Genomic DNA, 17,450 nt, shown 5'->3' on the forward strand with positions numbered 1-17,450 from the left:
ATGCTGAAGCTCAAAGACATCCACGCCTACTACGGCAAGAGCCATGTGCTGCATGGCGTTTCGTTCGACGTCAACCCTGGCGAGATCGTCGCGCTGCTGGGCCGCAACGGCTCGGGCCGCTCGACCACCGCCAAGGCCATCATGGGCCTGGTGCATGCCGAGGGCGGCCTGCACTGGAAGGGGCAGGACATCCTGCGCCGCAAGGCCTATGAGATCGCGCACTTCGGCATCGGCTACGTGCCCGAGAACCGCGACATCTTTCCCAAGCTCACGGTGCACCAGAACCTGCTGCTGGGGCAGAAGGGCTCGGGCAAGGGCAGCCGCTGGTCGTTCGACGACATGTACGGCATGTTCCCGCGCCTGAAGGAACGCCAGCACACCGAGGCCGGCGTGCTCTCGGGCGGCGAGCAGCAGATGCTCACGCTGTGCCGCACGCTGATGGGCGACCCCGACTTGATCATCATCGACGAACCCACCGAAGGCCTCGCGCCCAAGATCGTCGAGCTGGTGGGGCAGTACCTGCGCACGCTGAAGGACAAGGGCATCTCGGTGCTGCTGATCGAGCAGAAGCTCACCATCGCCATGCAGATCTCGGACCGCGCGCTCGTCATGGGCCACGGCAGCATCGTGTTCGACGGCACCCCCGACAGCCTGCGCGCGGATGCCACCACTCGCAAAGAGTGGCTAGAGGTTTGATCCCCCCAGGGGATCCGGGCCCAGCCCCGGATCCCCTTGTCTCTACAGCGACTGCGTGCCATTGTCTGGCCTCGCGAAACGCCTAGAATCCCTGAAAAAGAACACTCGTGCTTTTTCTTCTTTTCTTCACACACCAAGGAACGCAGCATGACGGCTGAATACAAAGTGCTCGGCGATGTCGCCGTGATCACCATGACCAACCCTCCGGTCAACGGTCTCGGTTTCTCGACCCGCATCGGCATCACCGATGGCCTGGCCAAGGCCAATGCCGACGACGCCGTCAAGGCCATCGTCATCACCGGTGCCGGCAAGGCGTTCTCGGGCGGCGCGGACATCAAGGAATTCGGCACGCCCAAGGCGCTGCAGGAGCCCAACCTTCTCAGCGTGATCCTCGCGCTGGAAGCTTCGGCCAAGCCCATCGTCGCGGCCATCCATTCGGTGTGCATGGGCGGCGGCCTCGAGCTGGCGCTGGGCTGCCACTACCGCGTGGCTGCCCCGGGCACCAGCGTCGCGCTGCCCGAAGTCAAGCTGGGCCTGATCCCCGGTGCCGGCGGCACGCAGCGCCTGCCGCGCGTGGTGGGTGTCGAGACCGCGCTGAACATGATCGTCAGCGGCGAGGCCGTGAAGAGCGAACTGCTCGCGAGCCTGCCCGGCCAGAAGCTGTTCGACAGGCTGGCCGCTTCGCCCGAATCGGTGTTCGAAGAAGCCGTGGCCTTCGCCAAGAGCGTGGCCGGCAAGACCGGTGAAGCGCTGCCGCTGGTGCGCAACCTGCCTTGCAAGCACCCGCAAGGCGACGCCTACTTCCAGTTCGCCAAGAACATGGTCGGCGGCATGTCGAAGAACTATCCCGCGCCGCTGCAGTGCGTGGACGCCGTGCAGGCCGCCACCAAGATGAAGTTCGACGCCGGCATGGCCGAAGAGCGCCGCATCTTCACCGCGCTGATGTTCACGCCCGAATCGCTGGCCCTGCGCCACCTGTTCATGGCCGAGCGCGCCGCGAGCAAGATTCCCGATGTGCCCGAAGACACGCCCAAGCGCGAGATCAAGTCGGTCGGCGTGATCGGCGCCGGCACCATGGGCGGCGGCATCTCGATGAACTTCCTGAATGCGGGCATCCCCGTCAAGATCCTCGAGATGAAGCAGGAAGCGCTCGACCGCGGCGTTGCCACCATCAAGAAGAACTACGAAGCCCAGGTCAAGAAGGGCAAGCTCAAGCAGGACAAGTACGAGCAGCGCATGGCGCTGCTGAGCACCACGCTGAGCTACGACGACCTGAAGGACGCCGACCTGATCATCGAGGCCGTGTTCGAAGAACTCGGCGTGAAGGAGAAGGTCTTCAAGGAACTCGACCGCGTCGCCAAGAAGGGCGCGATCCTGGCCTCGAACACCTCTACGCTCGACGTCGACAAGATCGCATCGTTCACCGAACGTCCGCAGGACGTGGTCGGCATGCACTTCTTCAGCCCCGCCAACGTGATGAAGCTGCTCGAAGTGGTGCGCGGCAAGGCCACCGCCAAGGACGTGCTGGCCACGGTCATGGCCATCGGAAAGAAGATCAAGAAGACGGCCGTGGTCTCGGGCGTGTGCGACGGCTTCATCGGCAACCGCATGATCGAGCAGTACTCGCGCCAGGCCGGCTTCCTGCTGGACGAAGGCGCCACGCCGCAGCAGGTCGACAAGGCCATTGAGAAGTTCGGCTTTGCCATGGGTCCGTTCCGCATGGGCGACCTGGCCGGCAACGACATCGGCTGGGCGATTCGCAAGCGCCGCGCCGTCGAGCGTGCCGACATGAAGTACAGCCGCACGGCCGACAAGCTCTGCGAACTGGGCCGCTTCGGCCAGAAGACCGGGGCAGGGTGGTACGACTACCAGGCCGGCAAGCGCGACGCCATTCCGTCGGAACTGGTCAACAAGATGATCGAGGACCACCGCAAGGAACTGGGCATCACGCCGCGCAAGATTTCCGATGAAGAAATCGTGCAACGCCTGGTGTACGCGCTGGTGAACGAAGGCGCGCACATCCTGGAAGACGGCATTGCTTCGAAGTCGGGCGACATCGACATGGTGTACCTGACCGGCTACGGCTTCCCGATCTGGCGCGGCGGCCCGATGCACTACGCATCGCAGGTCGGCCTGTACAACGTGGCCGAGACGATGAAGCGCTTTGCCAAGAACCCGCGCGACGACGCCGAGTTCTGGCAGCCCGCGCCGCTGATCCAGAAGCTGGTGGCCGAAGGCAAGCAGTTCAGCTGATCCGCGAAGGCAAAGGGACCGACCGCCAATGTTGAAACGCATCTTCCTTGGGCTGCTGCTGGCAATCGTCTTGCTGGTGGCCGCCGTGGCGGTCAAGACCTGGACCACGCCGTCGCAGCAGCTGGCGGTGGCGCCCGCGCCCAAGCTGGACATCGATCTGCAGGCGGCGGCCAAGCGGCTGTCCACGGCGATCACGTTCCGCACGGTGTCGGGCATGGACGACCCGGCCGCCAACGCGGCCGAGTTCGACAAGCTGCATGCCTATCTGGAGCAGCAGTTTCCCAAGGTGCACGCCACGCTCAAGAAAGAGGTGGTGGGCAACAAGGCGCTGCTCTACACCTGGGCCGGCACCGATCCGCAGGCCAGGCCCATCGCGCTGATGGCGCACCAGGACATGGTGCCCATCGCGCCGGGCACCGAGAAGGCCTGGACGGTCGACCCCTTCGCCGGCGAGATCAAGGACGGCTACGTCTGGGGCCGCGGCACGCTCGACAACAAGAGCAATCTCTTCGCGCAGATGGAAGCCATCGAGCTGCTCATCGGCGCCGGCTTCAAGCCGAGGCAGACCGTCTACCTCGTGATGGGCGACGACGAAGAGGTGAGCGGCCTGCGCGGCGCGCTGCCCATCGCCGAGCTGCTCAAGTCGCGCAACGTGCGGCTGGACTGGGTGCTCGACGAGGGCCTGCTGGTGCTCGACGGCGTGCTGCCGGGCCTGAGCAGGCCGGCGGCGCTCATCGGCCTGGCGGAGAAGGGCTACGGCACCTTCTTCCTGTCGCTCAACACGGCGCCCGGCCATTCGTCGATGCCGCCGCAGCACAGCGCCATCGGCAGCATGAGCGCGGCGCTCGCACGGCTCGAAGCCAACCCGATGCCCGGCGGCATCAAGGGCATTGCCGGACAGATGTTCGGCACGCTCGCACCCGAGATGGGCGGCGTGAACCGCGTGATGCTCTCGAACCTGTGGCTCACCGAACCCGTGGTGCGGGGCATTCTCGAGAAGAGCCCCAGCAGCAACGCGATGCTGCGCACGACCACCGCGCTGACCATCGTTCGCGCCGGCAACAAGGACAACGTGCTGCCCGGGCGCGCCGAGGCCGCCGTCAACTTCCGCATCCTGCCGGGCGACACGCTCGCCAGCGTCGAGGCGCACCTGCGCAAGCAGCTGGCCAACGACGACATCAAGATCAAGCAGTACCCGGGCAACGCGGAGCCTTCGCCCGTGTCGCCGACCGACAGCACGGGCTACCGCGCGATCCAGCAGGCCGTGCGCCAGAGCTTCCCCGACGCGGTGGTGGCCCCCGGCCTCATGACCGCCGCGACCGACTCGCGCCACTTCAGCCTCGTGAGCGATGCCGTCTTCCGCTTCTCGCCGTTCCGGCTGAAGGGCGAGGACCTGGCACGCATCCACGGCAACAACGAACGCCTGGCCATCTCGAACTACGGCGAGATGATCGGCTTCTATCACCAGCTCCTGAGCAACACCAACGCTGCTCCGGCGCAATGACGACAACCTCTTTTCCCTTCCATCTGCTTCAAAGGACCTCACCATGACCAGCGCCGTCATTGTTTCCACCGCCCGCACGCCGCTCGCGAAGAGCTGGAAGGGTGCCTTCAACATGACGCACGGCGCCACCCTGGGCGGCCATGCGGTCCAGCACGCGGTGCAGCGCGCCGGCATCGACCCCGCCTCGGTGGACGACGTCATCATGGGCTGCGCCACGCCCGAAGGCGCGACCGGCTCCAACATCGCGCGCCAGATCGCGCTGCGCGCCGGCCTGCCGATCACCACGTCGGGCATGACCATCAACCGCTTCTGCTCGTCGGGCCTGCAGACCATCGCCACCGCCGCCCAGCGCATCATCGCGGGCGAAGGCGAGGTGTATGTGGCCGGCGGCGTCGAGAGCATCTCGTGCGTGCAGAACGAAGCCAACAAGCACATGCTGGCCGACCCCTGGCTCGTGAAGCACAAGCCCGAGATCTACTGGAACATGCTGCAGACGGCCGAGCAGGTCGCCAAGCGCTACAACATCAGCCGCGACGCCATGGACGAATACGGCGCCGCCAGCCAGCAGAAGGCCACCGCCGCGCTGGAAGCCGGCCGCTTCAAGGAAGAGATCGCCCCCATCACCGTGCTGGCCGGCGTGGCCGACCCCGTGATGGGCCTGCGCACCAAGGAAGTCACCGTCGAGAACGACGAAGGCATCCGCCCCGGCACCACCAAGGAAGGCATCAGCGGCATCCGCCCGGCCATTCCCGGCGGCCTGATCTCGGCCGGCAACGCCAGCCAGTTCTCCGACGGCGGCGGCGCCTGCGTGGTGGTCGACGAGAAATACGCCGAGCAGAAGGGCCTGAAGCCCATGGGCCGTTTCCTCGGCTTCGCCGTGGCCGGCTGCGAGCCTGACGAAATGGGCATCGGCCCCGTCTTCGCGATTCCGAAGGTGCTCAAGCGCCTGGGCCTGACGGTCAACGACATCGACCTGTGGGAGCTGAACGAAGCCTTCGCGGTTCAGGTGATCTACTGCCGCGACAAGCTCGGCATTCCGGCCGACCGCCTGAACGTGGACGGCGGCGCCATCGCCGTGGGCCACCCCTACGGCGTGAGCGGCCAGCGCCTGACCGGCCACGCGCTCATCGAAGGCAAGCGCCGCGGCGCCAAGAAGGTCGTGGTCACGATGTGCATCGGCGGCGGCATGGGTGCCGCGGGCGTGTTCGAAATCATCTGACGCTCCCCCAGGCTGCGGCGCACTGCGTGTCGCCTTGGCCAACCCCCTTGCGGGGGCAACACCAGCGGCCCGGCGAAGCCGGTTCCGCGGTGTTCCACGAATGGGCCGGGCTTCGCCGGCCGACGAGCGCTGCCGGTGGAAGTCGGCAGTCTCAACATCAAGATCCGACCATGAGCCTGCGTTCCACCCTCGACTTCCTGCTCTACGACTGGCTCGACGCCGAGTCGCTCAACCAGCGCGAACGCTTTGCCGACCACTCGCGCGAGACCTTCGACGCGGCGCTGGATACCTGCGAGCGCATCGCGCGCGAGAAGTACGCGCCGTTCAACCGCACGGTCGATACGCAGGAGCCGCATTTCGACGGCGAGAAGGTCATCCTGCCGCAGGCCACGCACGACGCGCACAAGGCCTTCGTCGACTCCGGAATGATGAGCGCCGCGCAGGACTACGACATCGGCGGCATGCAGCTGCCCTACACGATGCAGGCCGCCGCCAACAGCTTCTTCGCGATGGCCTCGGTGAGCATCGGCTCGAACATGCTCACCAGCGGCAACGCCAACCTGCTGATGGTGCACGGCACCGAGATGCAGAAAGAGGTGTTCGCCAAGAACGAGTTCTCCGGCCGCTGGGCCGGCACCATGTGCCTGTCGGAGCCGCAGGCCGGCTCGTCGCTGAGCGACGTGGCCACGCGCGCCGTGCCCGACGGCGCCGACTTCCGGGACGACCCGCTGGGCCCGCGCTACCGCCTCACGGGCAACAAGATGTGGATCTCGGCCGGCGACCACGAGCTGACCGAGAACATCGTGCACATCGTGCTGGCCAAGATTCCCGACGAGAACGGCAAGCTGGTGCCGGGCACGCGCGGCATTTCTTTGTTCATCGTGCCCAAGCGCATGGTCGACACCCAGGGCAATCTCACGGGCCAGCGCAACGACGTGGCGCTGGCGGGCCTGAACCACAAGCTGGGCTGGCGCGGCACCACCAACACGCTGCTGAACTTCGGCGAGGGCAAGTACCCGGTCGACGGCAAGGCCGGCGCGGTGGGCTACCTGGTCGGCGAACCGGGCAAGGGCCTGCATTGCATGTTCCACATGATGAACGAGGCGCGCATCGGCGTCGGCACCGCCGCCACCATGCTCGGCATGGCCGGCTACCACGCCTCGCTCGAATACGCCAAGACCCGGCCGCAGGGCCGCCTGGTCAAGAAGCCAGAGGCCGCAGGCGCCGCGGTCGCCAAGGACTCGGCCGCGCCGCAGGTGCGCATCATCGAGCACGCCGACGTGCGCCGCATGCTGCTGGCGCAGAAGGCGTACTGCGAAGGCGCGCTGGCGCTGGAGCTGTACTGCGCCCGGCTGGTCGACGAGCAGAAGACCGGCGACGCCCAGGCCGCGGACGACGCGCGCCTGCTGCTGGAAGTGCTCACGCCCATCGCCAAGAGCTGGCCCAGCGAGTGGTGCCTGGAGGCCAATTCGCTGGCCATCCAGGTGCACGGCGGCTACGGCTACACGCGCGACTTTCCGGTGGAGCAGTACTGGCGCGACAACCGCCTGAACATGATCCACGAAGGCACCCATGGCATCCAGGCGGCCGACCTGCTGGGGCGCAAGGTGCTGATGGAAAAGGGCCGCGGCCTGCAGCTGCTGGCCGGCCGCATGACAGCCACCATCGTCCGCACCGCCGAGGTGCCGGCGCTGGCGGCCCACGCCAAGGCGCTGGGCGCCGCGCTGCAGCGCATCGGCAGCGCGACCGAGGCCGCCTGGTTCACCGGCGACCCGGCGGACGCGCTGGCCAACGCGGTGCCCTACATGCAGGCCTTCGGCCACACGGTGCTGGCCTGGATCTGGCTGGACGTGGCCGGCAGGGCCCTGGAGAACGACGGTGAAAAGGCCAGGGCGGTAACAGCTGGCAAGATCGGCGCCACGGACTATTTCTTCCACTACGAGCTGCCGAAAATCGGTGCCTGGCTCAACGTGGTCGAAACCCGCGACCCGACCTGTACCGCTTTGCCCGAGGACGCCTTCTGATGGCCATCAACAATCCGCCGAATTCCACCCCCAACACCCCCGCAAACGCACCGAAGCCGCCCAAGCCGCATGCCCGCCTGGAGAAGTGGATCTGGATCCTGATCTACGGCGGCCTGTTCCTCGTGATCCTGGGCATTTCCACCGGCCGCACCGACGCCGCCCTGGGCTGGTCGATCGCCGTTCCCGGCGGGCTGGTTTCGCTGGTGGGCTTCGTGCTCATCTACGTGCGCTCGCGGCTGGGCAACAAGTAACCCGAGGACGACGCCATGCTCAAGCACATCGTGATGTGGAAGTTCAAGGAGCACGCCGAGGGCGCCGACAAGGCGACCAACCTGCGCAAGGCCAAGGCGCTGCTCGACGCCTGCGCCAGGCTGTCGCCGGGCACGCACCGCTTCGAAGTGGCCATCGCCCAGCCCGGCCTGGAAGCCACCTACGACCTGATCCTGAACTCGGAATTCACCGACGCCGCCGCGCTCGCGGCCTATGCGGACCATCCGCAGCACGTGGCCCTGAAGCCATTCATCGGCGCCGTGCGCGAAGCCCGCCAGTGCATGGACTACGAGATCTGACCCAGAAACCGAACCCCGGAGACAACCCCATGACCGCCCGCACCGTCCAGAAACTCTTCGACCTCACCGGCAAGACCGCACTCATCACCGGCGGCTCGCGCGGCCTGGGCCTGCAGATGGCCCACGCGCTGGGCGAGGCGGGCGCGAAGATCATGCTGAGTTCGCGCAAGGCCGACGACCTGGAGCAGGCCGCGGCCGAGCTTCAGGCCGCCGGCATCGACGCACGCTGGATCGCCGCCGACTGCTCGAAGGAGGAAGACACCCGCCGCCTGGCCGACGAGACGCTGCAGCGCATGGGCGCGGTCGACATCCTCATCAACAACGCCGGCGCCAGCTGGGGCGCGCCGGCCGAAAACCACCCGGTCGAGGCCTGGGACAAGGTGATGAACCTCAACGTGCGCGGCTACTTCATCCTGTCGCAGCAGATCGCCAACGGCTACATGATCCCGAAGAAGACCGGGCGCATCATCAACATCGCCTCGATCGCCGGCCTGAACGGCAACCCGCCCGAGATGCAGACGCTGGCCTACAACACCTCGAAGACCGCGGTCATCGGCTTCACGCGCACGCTGGCCGCCGAATGGGGCAAGTACAACATCAACGTGAACGCGATCTGCCCGGGCTTCTTCATGACGAAGATGGCCGCCGGCCTGATCAAGTCGCTGGGCGAGGAAAAGATGGCCGCGCAGGCCCCGCTGGGCCGCCTGGGCGACGACGAAGACCTCAAGGGCCTGACGCTGCTGTACGCGAGCGATGCCGGCAAGCACATCACCGGCCAGTGGCTGGCGGTGGACGGCGGCGTGAGCGTGGTGCTCGGTGCCGCCTGAAAAACCGAAATGACAATTCCAGAATCCGACGACATCAACATCCGCTCGTACACGAGCCAGATTCCCTTTGCGCGCCACCTCGGCTTCGAGCTCACGAAGTTCGAGGGCGGCGAGTCCGAGATCGCCTACACCGCCAAGCCGGAGCACCTGAACACCTTCGACGTGACCCACGGCGGCGCCTGCATGACGCTGCTGGACATCGCCATGGCCGCGGCCGCGCGCAGCGTGTCGCCCGAGACCGGCGTGGTCACCATCGAGATGAAGACCAGCTTCATGCAGCCTTCCGTGGGGCCGCTGCGTGCGCGCGGCACGCTCATTCACCGCACGGCGACGCTGGCTTTCACGGAAGCCAAGATCTACGACGAGCAGGAGCGCGTGTGCGCCCACGCCACCGGCACCTTCAAGTACGTGAAGCGCCGCCTGCCGACCGGCCCCGCGAGCGCCAACGCGATGCGCCCGCCATCGACCGACTGACAGACACACACCCCACACCGGAGATACACATGCCCACCAACAAGCAGATCCACCTCGACAACCGGCCCGACGGCGAGGCCGTGGCGAGCAACTTCAAGCTCGTGACCGCGGAAACCCCGGCGCTCAAGGACAACCAGGTGCTGGTGCGCCACCACTACATGAGCCTGGACCCGTACATGCGCGGGCGCATGAACGACTCCAAGAGCTACGCGCAGCCGCAGCCGCTGGGGCAGACGATGCAGGGCGGCACCGTCGGCGAAGTGGTCGAGAGCAAGCACCCCAAGTACGCCGTGGGCGACAAGGTGGTCGGCTTCGGCGGCTGGCAGGAGTACAGCGTGGTCGACGCCTCGCAGCCCGGCGCGCTGAAGAAGGTCGACACCACGCATGTGCCGCTGTCGCACTACCTGGGCGCGGTCGGCATGCCGGGCGTCACGGCCTGGTACGGGCTGGTGAAGATCATCGCGCCCAAGGCCGGTGAAACCGTGGTCATCACCGCCGCCAGCGGCGCCGTGGGCAGTGCCTTCGGCGCGCTGGCCAAGGCGCGCGGCTGCCGCGTGGTCGGCATTGCCGGCGGCCCCGACAAGTGCAAGTACGTGACCGACGAGCTGGGCTTCGACGCTTGCATCGACTACCGCCAGCACCCCGACGTCAAGTCGATGAGCGCGGCACTGAAGGAAGCCTGCCCGAACGGCATCGACGGCTACTTCGAGAACGTCGGCGGCTACATCTTCGACGCGGTACTGCTGCGCGCCAACGCCTTCGCCCGCGTGGCGCTGTGCGGAATGATCGCTGGCTACGACGGCCAGCCGCTGCCGCTCGCGAACCCGGCGCTGATCCTCATCAACCGCATGAAGATCGAAGGCTTCATCGTCAGCGAACACATGGAAGTGTGGCCCGAGGCGCTCACGGAACTGGGCACGCTGGTGGGCACGGGCAAGCTCAAGCCGCGCGAGTCGATTGCGCAAGGCATCGAATCGGCGCCCGAAGCGTTCCTGGGCCTGCTCAAGGGCAAGAACTTCGGCAAGCAACTCGTCAAGCTGATCTGAATGAGCTGAACGCACGGCAAGGAGGCCGGTCATGGACACCACGCACGAGGTCTTCAACCAGCCCACGCCGCTGGTGGACTACAACCTCTTCGACACCAACCGGCCGCTACGCGATGCGCTGAAGCTCAACGCGCCCGCGCTGCAGACCACGCAGCTGCACGAACTGGGCGCGACCCTCGGCTCGGCCGGCATGCAGGCGCATGCGCGGCTGGCCAACATCCACACGCCCGAGCTGCACACGCATGACCGCTTCGGGCGGCGCATCGACGAGGTGGAGTTCCATCCGAGCTATCACGCGCTGATGAGCGCCGCCGTGGGCGCGGGGCTGCACGGCACGCCGTGGAGCGGCACCTCGGCGTCGCCGCATGTGCTGCGCGCGGCCGGCTTCATGCTCTTCACCGAGCTGGAGCCGTCGATTCTCTGCCCCATCTCCATGACCTACGCCGTCACGCCCGCGCTGCGCGGCAATGCCGGCGTGTACGCCGACTGGGGACCGAAGCTCGGCAGCCTCCGGTACGACCCGGCGCTCAAGCGCTTCAGCGACAAGCCCGGCGTGACCATGGGCATGGGCATGACCGAGAAGCAGGGCGGCTCCGACGTGCGGGCCAACACCACCCGGGCCGTGCGCGACGGCAGCGATGCCTGGGGCGAGCGCTACGCCATCACCGGCCACAAGTGGTTCTTCTCGGCGCCGATGTGCGATGCCTTCCTGGTGCTGGCGCAGGCACCGGCCGGGCTCAGCTGCTTCTTCCTGCCGCGCGTGCTGCCCGACGGCACGCGCAACGCCATCCAGATCCAGCGCCTGAAGGACAAGCTGGGCAACAAGGCCAACGCCAGTTCCGAGGTCGAGTTCCAGGGCGCCAGCGCCTGGCTGGTGGGCGAGGAGGGGCGCGGCATTCCGCAGATCCTCGAGATGGGCACGATGACCCGGCTCGACTGCGCGCTGGGCACCAGCGGCCTGATGCGCCAGTCGCTGGGCATCGCGCTCAACCATGCGACGCAGCGCAACGCCTTCGGCAAGCCCCTGATCGACCAGCCGCTCATGAAGAACGTGCTGGCCGACCTCGCTCTCGAAAGCGAAGCCGCCACGGCGCTGGCCATTCGCCTCGCGAGAGCCTTCGATCGCCAGGACGACGAGCACGAGCGCCTGATGGCCCGCCTGCTCACGCCCGTCGCCAAGTTCTGGATCTGCAAGCGCGGCAGCTACTTCGCGCAGGAGGCCATGGAATGCCTCGGCGGCAACGGCTATGTGGAAGAGGGCGGCGAAGGCATCATGGCCCGCATCTACCGCGAGATGCCGCTCAACTCCATTTGGGAAGGCGCAGGCAACATCATGGCGCTCGACCTGCTGCGCGGCCTGCGCAAGGGCGACGCGATTGCCGCGCTGACGAAGGAACTGGCGCCCGCGCGCGGCCAGCACGCGGCGCTCGACCGTCTTGCCGATGCGCTGCCCGCACGCATCGAGGCGATGGCTTCCGAAGCAGAGGCGCGCCGCCTGGCCCAGGACGTGGCGTTGGCCGTGCAGGCATCGCTGCTCGCGCAGACCGCACCGGCGGCGGTGGCCGGTGCCTTCTGCGCATCGCGCCTCGGCGGCGACTGGGGCAACGCCTTCGGCACGCTCGGCGCCGGCACCGATTTCGATTCGATCATCCAGCGCGCGCAGCCCCGCTGAGCGCGCGCCGGGCCCACTGCAACGACCAAGCAACCCACAGGAAACAACCCATGGCCGACCTGATCCTCCATCACTACACCACCTCGCCGTTCTCGGAAAAGGTGCGGCTGATACTCGGCGCGAAGAAGCTGCCGTGGAAGTCGGTCTTCATCCCGCCGATCATGCCCAAGCCCGACGTGGAAACGCTCACCGGCGGCTACCGCAAGACGCCGTTCCTGCAGATCGGCGCCGACATGTACTGCGACAGCGCGCTCATCGCCGACGTGCTCGAACATCTGCAGCCCGAGCCCACGCTCTACCCCGAGCCGGAGAAAGGCCTGTCGCGCATCCTCGCGCAGTGGGCCGACACCACGCTGTTCTGGGCCGCGATGGCCTGGAACCTGCAGCCCAGGGGCGCGGCAGAAGTGTTCGCCAAGGCGCCGCCCGAGGCCGCCAAGGCCTTCGGCGAAGACCGCGGCAAGATGAGCGCCGGCAACATGACCCGCCTGCGCCCGGCCGATGCCACCAGCGCCTACAAGTCGTACCTGCGCCGGCTGTCGGACATGCTCGACGACAAGCCGTTCCTGCTGGGCGAAGTGCCCAGCATTGCCGACTTCTCGGCCTACCACCCGCTCTGGTACACGCGCCGCGTCGAGTCGGTGCGAACCATCCTCGACCTCACGCCCGCGGTGGTCGACTGGATGGACCGCATGGCCGCCATCGGCCACGGTGCGCCGGAGAAGTTCACGAGCGACGAGGCCATTGCCACGGCCAAGGCCGCCACGCCGCACACGCTGCTGACCGACAGCACCTTCCAGGACGACCACGGCATTCCGCTGGGCAGCGCCGTGACCATCCGCGCCGAGAGCTTCGGCCTCGAAGAGACGCCCGGCACGCTGGTCGCGGCCACGCGCACGCACTACACGCTGGAGCGCACCGGCGAGCGGGTGGGAACGGTGCACGTGCACTTTCCGCGCATCGGCTACGTGCTGAAGAAGGCGGACGCCTGAGCCTGCCTGGCGGGCACCTTCGTGACTGCGCCCGCGCGCATTCCGTATTTCAATAGCGCCTTCGACGTCAGAGACATTCAACAAAAGAAGGACACCGGCAAATGATTCAGGACTTCAAGGGCAAGACCGCCGTTATCACCGGCGCGGGCTCGGGCTTCGGACTGGAGTGCGCGCGCATCGGCGCGGCGCGCGGCATGAACCTCGTGCTGGTCGACGTGCAGCAGGACGCCCTCGACAAGGCCAAGGCCGAGATGGAAGCCGCCGGCGTGCAGGTGATGGCGCGCAAGGTCGACGTGTCCGACGCGGCGCAGATGGAAGCGCTGGCCGCCGCCGTGAAGGAACGCTTCGGCGCGCCGCACTTCGTGTTCAACAACGCGGGCGTGGGCGCCGGCGGCCTGGTGTGGGAGAACACCGTGGCCGACTGGGAATGGGTGCTGGGCGTCGACCTGTGGGGCGTGATCCACGGCGTGCGCCTGTTCACGCCGATGATGCTCGAGGCCGCCGCCAAGGACCCGTCCTACCGCGGCCACATCACCAACACCGCGAGCATGGCCGGCCTGCTCACGCCGCCCAACATGGGCATCTACAACGCCGCCAAGGCGGCTGTCGTGAGCCTCACGGAGACGATGTACCAGGACCTGAACCTGGTCACCGACCAGATCGGCGCGAGCCTGCTGTGCCCGTACTTCGTGCCCACCGGCATCACGAGCAGCGAACGCAACCGCCCCAACGCGCCGAAGGACAGCGAACTCACCAAGAGCCAGCTCATCGGCCAGGCCATGAGCAACAAGGCGGTGAGCAGCGGCAAGATCACGGCGGCCGAAGTGGCGGCCAAGGTTTTCGAGGCCATCAGCGACAACCAGTTCTACGTGTTCAGCCATCCGAAGGCGCTGGGCAACGTGCGCAGCCGCATGGAGAACATCGTGTCGGTGACGAACCCGGCCGACCCGTTCCTCGAACGCCCGGAAATCGGGCAGAAGCTGCGCGAGCAACTGCGCTCGGCCTGATTCTTCACGTCTCTTCTGGCCTCTTCAGGCCTCTTCAGGCCGCCGCCTGCAGCTCGCCCGCCAGCGTCTCGATGCGGGCGATCGCGGCGGCGATCGACCGGTCGAGCAGGTCGCCGTGGTCTTCGGCGTGCTCCATACCCACGCTGTGCGTTTCGGTGAGCCCCAGCAGCGCCAGCGGGGCTGTGATGCCGGGCGTCAGGAAGTCCATTCCCGCCTGGAACCCGCCTGGTCCGTAGCCGCTGCTGCCGCATGATGTGAGCAGCACAGTGCGGCGACGGCGTTCGGCCAGCAGCGGCACGTAGGGGTTGTCGCGGCTGCGGTCGAAGTCGAAGGTGGCGCCGATGCGCACGATGTTGTCGATCCACGACTTCAGCGGCGCCGGCATTCCAAAGTTGTACATCGGCACGCCGATCACGAGCAGATCGGCGCGGCGCACTTCGGCGATCAGCGTGTCGCTTTCCGCGAGTACTGCATGCATCCACGGCTCGCGCTCGGCGGCCGGGGTGTAGCCCGCGGCGATCCATTCGCCGGTGACGTGGCCCGGCGGCGTGGCGCCGATGTCGCGGTAGATCACCTCATCGTGTGGCCGTGCCGCGCGCCAGGCCGATACGAAATGCCGGCTGAGCCGGCGCGAGTGCGAGCCGTGCGCATGCGTGCCAGAAAAGCCGGGGCGGGCGCTGGCGTCGATGTGGAGCAGGGTGGTCATGGTCGGGTCCTCGTTGTTGCCTGGTGGGATGAAGTTGGTTCAGCTGTCGGCTTGACAGGGTTCTCAATCTATCCAAGCATCCGAGGCCCAACAAACGATGATTTCTTTGCGCTGCTGAAAAATAAATTCATCCATGAGCAACCTGCGCCAACTCCCGCCGCTGGCGTCGCTGCGTGCCTTCGAGGCGGCAGCGCGGCATTCCAGCGCCAAGCTCGCAGCCAGCGAGTTGTCGGTCACGCCGACCGCCATCAGCCATCAGGTGCGCCAACTGGAAGACTTGCTCGGCGTCGCGCTCTTCATCCGTCAACCGAGGCAACTGGTGCTCACGCCGCAGGGGCGCGAACTGCAGGCGGTGCTGAGCGAATCGTTCATTGCAATGGCCAACGCAGTGGCACGGCTGCGGGCACCGCCGCAGCGGCAGGCCATCACGCTGTCGGCCACGCCGGCCGTTGCGGCCCGCTGGCTGCTGCCGAGGGTCGGCGCCTTGCGTGCGCTGCATCCGAAGCTGGACCTGCGCATCCACGCATCGCACGAGGCGGTGGCGCTCGACGGCGTTACCGCCGACATCGCCATCCGCTACGGACGCGGCCAGTGGCCAGGCATGGTGGCCGAGAAGCTGTTCGACAACGTGTTTGCGCCAGCGTGCAGCCCTGCGCTCAAGCTGAAGAAGCGGAGCGACCTGGTGCGGCACACGCTGCTGCACTTCGCGCTGCCCGGCAGCAGGAGCCAGCCGGGCACGTGGACGGAATGGCAGCAGGAGGCGCAGGTGGCCGGCCTCGACGTATCTGCGGGCCCGGTGTTCTCGGACGAGACGCACACCGTGTCGGCCGCGCTGCAGGGCCAGGGCGTGGCGCTGATGAGCTTGGCGCTGATCGCGGACGAACTGCGCGCAGGCAACCTGGTGAAGCCCTTCGGCCCCGAACTGCCGGGGCTGCCGTTCCATCTGGTGAGCCCCGAGGCGCGGCGATCGGAGCCCGCCGTGGCGGCGGTATTCGACTGGGTGAAGGGGCTGCAGCCGCTGGATGGAAGCGGGGCATGAGGAAAAGCACAAAACGCGACACATGGCGGGCGCACCTCGGAAGAATGCACACAGCATGGCTGGGCCAGCCAAAGAAAAACCCGCCTGAGCGGGTTGAAGGGTAGCCCTGGAGGAGGGAGGAAAGAGTGGGCTACCGGCGGTGATTGTTTCGGCCGAAACTTATGCGGCGCTTAAAGCGGCATACCCGAGCGAACAAGAGCTCACCGCGTTGCAAGCCGCAAAGCCCTACGCCCGGCGCAGGCGCTGTCGCGGAGCCCTTTCGAGGCAGGCGATTAGAATCGCCGCTCCCTTGGGGAGTAGCCGGCTTCCGGACTTCGGAAGCGTTCACGTCAACATACTCGGTTCGCACTTTGCGACCGTGGCGTGAGCAGCCGAAAGGTTGGCGAGACCAGCGGTGCATGGACGCGGCTTTGGCCGGCGGGTTCGTGCGCCGCGGCGTCTTGAACCGGCCTTGCTTGCTACTTCCAAAATGAACATTGCCTCCACGATCCTTCTTGCATTCGCCATGTCGACGGATGCTTTCGCCGCTGCCGTAGGCAAGGGCGCAGCACTGCGCAAACCCTCCTGGCGCGAAGCCTTGCGCACGGGTGTCATCTTCGGCGTCATCGAGGCGATAACCCCCGTCATCGGCTGGGCTGCAGGCCTGGCCGCCGCCAGTTACGTCGAACGGTGGGACCACTGGATCGCAGTCACGCTGCTCAGCGTGCTGGGCCTGCGAATGATCTGGGAGGGCTGCGGCACGCCCGACGCGGTGGACGACAAGCCCAGCCGCAACTCCTTCTGGACCCTGGCCATCACCGGTTTCGCGACCAGCATCGACGCGATGGCCGTGGGTGTCGGGCTGGCCTTCATCAACGTCAACATCGCCTGGACCGCGCTCGCCATCGGCCTCGCCACGCTGACCATGGTGACGCTTGGCGTAATGGTGGGGCGCGTGCTGGGCGCCGTCGTCGGCAAGCGCGCCGAGATCGTCGGCGGCGTGCTGCTGATCGGCATCGGGTTCTTCATCCTCTATGAGCATCTGAACGGGCTGGCCTGACGCCGGGCATCGGTTGATACCGATGTAAACACACGACGGAGGTATTGCGTGAAAATGTGAATAAATCACGAATTCCGGCCATTTCGGATCACGCGTCCGAGCTGCTCAGGACAAGCCCCGAGCGAATCCTGAGTACCTTAAGACTACGATCCGGGGAATTAGACAAGGATCTCCATGGAGACGTACCCCACCCTTCGCCAGGCCACAGGCGTTGCCCGCATTCTCAGCAAGCGCTCGTCCTGCACCATCGTCGTCTACCGGCAAGCGGAAGGGAAGTTCGTGGCAGCGCATTCGACCGATCGGGTGGAGGGGAGCATCGAAGGCGTGTACCGCGACGGGTATGTGGTTCCGACGCTCCTGAGCAAGCCCGAGCGTTGAAGGGCTGC

General features: G+C 66.8%; 17 protein-coding genes and 1 riboswitch. Of the genes, 16 read left to right on the top strand and 1 reads right to left on the bottom strand.

All coding sequences use genetic code 11. The annotated features are described in order from the left end of the window. The 13 genes from AC1RVW_RS00120 to AC1RVW_RS00180 all read left to right on the top strand — a co-directional run bounded on the left by AC1RVW_RS00120 (position 1) and on the right by AC1RVW_RS00180 (position 14,280). A complete protein-coding gene (locus tag AC1RVW_RS00120) occupies positions 1 to 696 on the top strand; it encodes an ABC transporter ATP-binding protein (protein ID WP_093056893.1) in 696 nt (231 codons plus the stop codon). Between the two features lie 147 nt (positions 697 to 843). Continuing rightward, a complete protein-coding gene (locus AC1RVW_RS00125; protein ID WP_081269448.1) occupies positions 844 to 2,949 on the top strand; it encodes a 3-hydroxyacyl-CoA dehydrogenase NAD-binding domain-containing protein in 2,106 nt (701 codons plus the stop codon). A 28-nt stretch (positions 2,950 to 2,977) separates the two neighbouring features. Next, entirely contained in the window at positions 2,978 to 4,453 is a 1,476-nt protein-coding gene (locus AC1RVW_RS00130; protein WP_493197248.1) for a M20 family peptidase, read from the top strand. 43 nt (positions 4,454 to 4,496) lie between these two features. Beyond that, positions 4,497 to 5,672, top strand: coding sequence for an acetyl-CoA C-acyltransferase (locus AC1RVW_RS00135; protein ID WP_081269450.1), 1,176 nt, complete (start codon positions 4,497 to 4,499; stop codon positions 5,670 to 5,672). A gap of 170 nt (positions 5,673 to 5,842) precedes the next feature. Further along, a complete protein-coding gene (locus AC1RVW_RS00140; protein WP_493197250.1) occupies positions 5,843 to 7,696 on the top strand; it encodes an acyl-CoA dehydrogenase in 1,854 nt (617 codons plus the stop codon). Beyond that, positions 7,696 to 7,947 carry a hypothetical protein gene (locus tag AC1RVW_RS00145; RefSeq protein WP_081269452.1) on the top strand — a complete coding sequence of 84 codons (252 nt, stop codon included), beginning with the start codon at positions 7,696 to 7,698 and terminating at the stop codon, positions 7,945 to 7,947. The genes AC1RVW_RS00140 and AC1RVW_RS00145 overlap by 1 nt, the downstream gene beginning before the upstream one ends. A gap of 15 nt (positions 7,948 to 7,962) precedes the next feature. Next, on the top strand, positions 7,963 to 8,265 hold the full coding sequence (locus AC1RVW_RS00150; protein ID WP_081269453.1) for a Dabb family protein: 303 nt from the start codon (positions 7,963 to 7,965) through the stop codon (positions 8,263 to 8,265). Between the two features lie 29 nt (positions 8,266 to 8,294). Then, positions 8,295 to 9,092, top strand: a complete 798-nt coding sequence (locus AC1RVW_RS00155; protein ID WP_081269454.1) for an SDR family oxidoreductase — start codon at positions 8,295 to 8,297, stop codon at positions 9,090 to 9,092. 9 nt (positions 9,093 to 9,101) lie between these two features. Next, positions 9,102 to 9,566: a PaaI family thioesterase gene (locus tag AC1RVW_RS00160; RefSeq protein WP_106934426.1), complete on the top strand. Its 465-nt coding sequence runs from the start codon at positions 9,102 to 9,104 to the stop codon at positions 9,564 to 9,566. Positions 9,567 to 9,595: 29 nt separating this feature from the next. After that, positions 9,596 to 10,612 carry an NADP-dependent oxidoreductase gene (locus AC1RVW_RS00165; RefSeq protein ID WP_081269456.1) on the top strand — a complete coding sequence of 339 codons (1,017 nt, stop codon included), beginning with the start codon at positions 9,596 to 9,598 and terminating at the stop codon, positions 10,610 to 10,612. Positions 10,613 to 10,643: 31 nt separating this feature from the next. Then, entirely contained in the window at positions 10,644 to 12,284 is a 1,641-nt protein-coding gene (locus AC1RVW_RS00170; RefSeq protein ID WP_493197253.1) for an isovaleryl-CoA dehydrogenase, read from the top strand. Positions 12,285 to 12,334: 50 nt separating this feature from the next. Next, complete coding sequence (locus AC1RVW_RS00175; protein ID WP_106934428.1) at positions 12,335 to 13,273, top strand: glutathione S-transferase family protein; 939 nt, start codon at positions 12,335 to 12,337, stop codon at positions 13,271 to 13,273. Positions 13,274 to 13,374: 101 nt separating this feature from the next. Continuing rightward, positions 13,375 to 14,280: an SDR family oxidoreductase gene (locus tag AC1RVW_RS00180; protein ID WP_493197255.1), complete on the top strand. Its 906-nt coding sequence runs from the start codon at positions 13,375 to 13,377 to the stop codon at positions 14,278 to 14,280. A 34-nt stretch (positions 14,281 to 14,314) separates the two neighbouring features. On the opposite strand, the gene AC1RVW_RS00185 is transcribed toward AC1RVW_RS00180, so the two are convergent. After that, entirely contained in the window at positions 14,315 to 14,986 is a 672-nt protein-coding gene (locus AC1RVW_RS00185; RefSeq protein WP_493197257.1) for an FMN-dependent NADH-azoreductase, read from the bottom strand. A 133-nt stretch (positions 14,987 to 15,119) separates the two neighbouring features. Here AC1RVW_RS00185 and AC1RVW_RS00190 point away from each other — a divergent pair, with 133 nt between their 5' ends. The 3 genes from AC1RVW_RS00190 to AC1RVW_RS00200 all read left to right on the top strand — a co-directional run bounded on the left by AC1RVW_RS00190 (position 15,120) and on the right by AC1RVW_RS00200 (position 17,442). Next, the gene (locus AC1RVW_RS00190) at positions 15,120 to 16,025 is read left to right on the top strand and encodes a LysR substrate-binding domain-containing protein (RefSeq protein WP_493197259.1); all 906 of its coding nucleotides are present in this window, start codon (positions 15,120 to 15,122) and stop codon (positions 16,023 to 16,025) included. A gap of 284 nt (positions 16,026 to 16,309) precedes the next feature. Beyond that, positions 16,310 to 16,480, top strand: a riboswitch (yybP-ykoY riboswitch). 14 nt (positions 16,481 to 16,494) lie between these two features. Beyond that, positions 16,495 to 17,064: a manganese efflux pump MntP gene (mntP, locus tag AC1RVW_RS00195; RefSeq protein WP_409195521.1), complete on the top strand. Its 570-nt coding sequence runs from the start codon at positions 16,495 to 16,497 to the stop codon at positions 17,062 to 17,064. Positions 17,065 to 17,238: 174 nt separating this feature from the next. Next, positions 17,239 to 17,442, top strand: a complete 204-nt coding sequence (locus AC1RVW_RS00200; RefSeq protein WP_081269463.1) for a hypothetical protein — start codon at positions 17,239 to 17,241, stop codon at positions 17,440 to 17,442. Positions 17,443 to 17,450: the final 8 nt, after the last annotated feature.

It is taken from the genome of Variovorax sp. MPBD4-3, from assembly GCF_058809745.1.